Annotated in this window: 2 protein-coding genes; both read left to right on the forward strand. The window is 61.6% G+C overall.

Annotated elements, in window-relative coordinates; all coding sequences use genetic code 11:
* Positions 1-1582, forward strand: a 1582-nt coding sequence (locus HLUSI_RS0108085; protein ID WP_016833490.1) for an HAL/PAL/TAL family ammonia-lyase, incomplete at its 5' end; no start/stop codon positions are given.
* 90 nt (positions 1583-1672) lie between these two features.
* Positions 1673-3010, forward strand: a complete 1338-nt coding sequence (locus HLUSI_RS27625; RefSeq protein WP_269147408.1) for a methyl-accepting chemotaxis protein — start codon at positions 1673-1675, stop codon at positions 3008-3010.
* Position 3011: the final 1 nt, after the last annotated feature.

Genomic DNA, 3011 nt, shown 5'->3' on the forward strand with positions numbered 1-3011 from the left:
CGGCACCAACGGCGCCTACGCCAAGGTCGCGCTCGCCGACTCCTCGCGCACCGCCCTGAAACAGAGCCGCGACTTCATCGAGTCGACCTGGATGCACGACGAAGCGCCCATGATGTACAGCTTCAACACCGGCGTCGGCCTGCTGAAGGACACCCGCATCAAGGTCGAACACATTGAGCTGTTCCAGACCCAGCTGATCAAGGCCCACAGCGCCGGTATCGGCGAGCCGTTCTCCGAAGAAGTCAGCCGCGCCACCATGCTGTTGCGGGCCAATGCCTTCGCCAGCAATTACTCCGCGCCGCGCGTGGAAGTGGTCGATCGCCTGCTGGACTTCATCAATGCCGGCATCCATCCGATCATGCCGCAAAAGGGTTCGGTCGGGGCCTCCGGCGACCTCGCGCCGCTGGCTTACCTCGCGGCTGCGATTGTCGGTTTCGACGAAGCCGAGGTGATGTACCAGGGCAAGCGCATGAGCGCGCCCGAAGCCATCACCAAGGCCGGCATCGGTCCGGTCAAGTTCGATTTGAAGGCCAAGGACGCCTCGGCCCTGATCAACGGCTGCACCGTTTCTCTCGCTGTTGCCGTACTGGCCGCGCACGATTCGCGCAACCTGCTGACCGACGCCTGCCTGTCGCTGGGCCTGACGCTGGAAGCCATGCGCGCCGAGATGTCCGCCTTCGATCCACGCATCCAGCAGGCGCGTCCGCACGCCGGCCAGATCAAGACCGCCGCCGTCATCCGCACCTTGCTCAAGGGGTCCACCCGCACCACGCATGAAGCACGCTCGGTGCAACTGCCGGACGAATCGCGCCGCACCGACATTCCGTACTCGTCGCGGATCCAGGACGTCTACTCGCTGCGCTGCGCGCCGCAGGTCTACGGCCCGGTGTTCGATGCGCTGGATTACATCGACACCATCATCGACAAGGAAATCAATTCCGCCACCGACAATCCGCTGATCTTCAGCAAAGAAGAAGCGGACGGCGGCGGCTTCGAGATCATCTCCGGCGGCAATTTCCACGGCCAGTACCTGGCGCAGGCGATGGACTTGCTGGCGATGACCATCACCGATCTCGGCAGCATCTGCGAGCGCCGCATTGCGCGCCTGATCGACCCGACCCTGTCGTGGGGCTTGCCGCGCAACCTGATGAGCGGCGTGCGCGGCGTCAACACCGGCTATCCGGTGGTGCAATGCTCGATGAGTTCACTGGTGATGGAAAACCGCACCTTGTCCATGCCGGGCAGCGTCGACAGCATCCCGTCCAAGGGCAACAGCGAAGACCACGTGTCCAACTCGACCTGGTGCGCGCGCAAGGCGGCTACGGTGGTCGCCAACACGCAATACATCGTCGGCGTGGAAATGCTGCTGGCGGCGCAGGGACTGACCATGACGGAAGAGCTGCTCAAGGACTTCGTGCTGGGCGAGGGAACGCAGGCGGCGTATGAAGAAATCCGCAAGCAGATTCCGGCTTGCCTCGACGGCGACCGCTGGTTCCATAACGATATCCAGGTGGCGCATTCGTTCATTACCAGCGGGTCGGTGCGTGAGGCTGTGGTCGCGCGTATCGGCAAGTTCGTCTGAATCATTTCTCCAGATAGCAAATAAAACAAACAGGGAAGGGCCGTCATGTTTACTTCAATCAGAACGCGTATTTTATTTTTCAGTATTGCCTTGCTTGTTGCGAGCCTGGGTGTGGTCGGCGCAGTCTCCTATGTCATTGTCAAATCCGACAACGATCATGCCATCGATGAGAGTTCGCGCTCCATCGCTGACGGCTACGCCTCGGCAATCAACGAATGGGTCGCGGCCAAGGCCAGCATGGCGGCAGCGGCGGCCGACGGCGTGCTGCAAGCCGATCCGGTGTTCGTCATCAAGCAATTGCAGAAGAGCGGCGGTTTCTACGTCACCACCTTCGGCAAGGAAGACAAGACCGCCTACACCTCTGCCGCCGAGGGATTGCCGGCCGGTTACGATCCGACCGGACGTTCCTGGTATCAGCAATCGGTCAAGGCCGGGAAGGCCGTGGTGACCAAGCCCTACACCGACGTCGTGACCAGGAAGCCGATGGTGTCCTTCACCGCGCAGGTGAAAAAAGACGGCGTCCTGCAAGGCGTGGTCGCGGCAGCGGTGTTTCTTGATGGCGTCAGCAACGTGGTGAAAGCGGTGCATCCGACGCCGGCCAGTTTTGCTTTCCTGGTCGATCGCGACGGCATGATGCTGGCGCATCCCGATGCGCAATGGATCAACAAGCCGGTCAAGGACTGGAACTCCGAGCTCACCGCCGAGCGTCTCAACAGCCTGGCCGGCAATAACGCCGACCACGGCGCCAGCAAGGAAATCGTGCTCAACGGCGCCGCCAAGCTGGTCCAGGCAGTTGCCGTCAAAGGCACCGAATGGACTTTGCTGGTGGCGATCGACAAGGCCGACGTCAACGCCGGCATGCGCCATGCCACGCAGTCGTCCTTGATCGCCATCGTACTGGTGGCGGCATTGGCAGCGTTGATTCTGGGACTGATCACCACGGCGGTATTCCGGCGCCTGTCGCAAGTGCGCAATGCCATGGACAGCATCGGATCCGGCGACGGGGACCTGACCATGCGCTTGCCCGAAGACGGCAAGGACGAGGTCAGCCAGATTGCCCGATCGTTCAATGTCTTCGTGCAAAAGATCACCGCCATCCTGCAGGAAATCCGGCACACCAGCGACGCCGTCAAGGTGTCGTCGTCCGAGATCGCCAGCGGTAACCTCGACTTGTCGGGCCGCACCGAACAGCAAGCCGGATCCCTGGAAGAGACTGCTTCCGCGATGGAAGAGCTGACTTCCACCGTCAGGCAAAACTCCGACAACGCGCGTCAGGCCAATCAATTGGCGCTGGCGGCGTCGGCGATTGCCAAGGAAGGCGGAGAGGTGGTCGGCAACGTCGTCGCCACGATGGAAGCGATCAACCAGTCGTCGCGCCAGATCGTCGACATCATCGGCGTGCAATATTTATTTAGGAATCCTGTATGAC

Source organism: Herbaspirillum lusitanum P6-12, from assembly GCF_000256565.1.
Taxonomy (GTDB): domain Bacteria; phylum Pseudomonadota; class Gammaproteobacteria; order Burkholderiales; family Burkholderiaceae_D; genus Herbaspirillum; species Herbaspirillum lusitanum.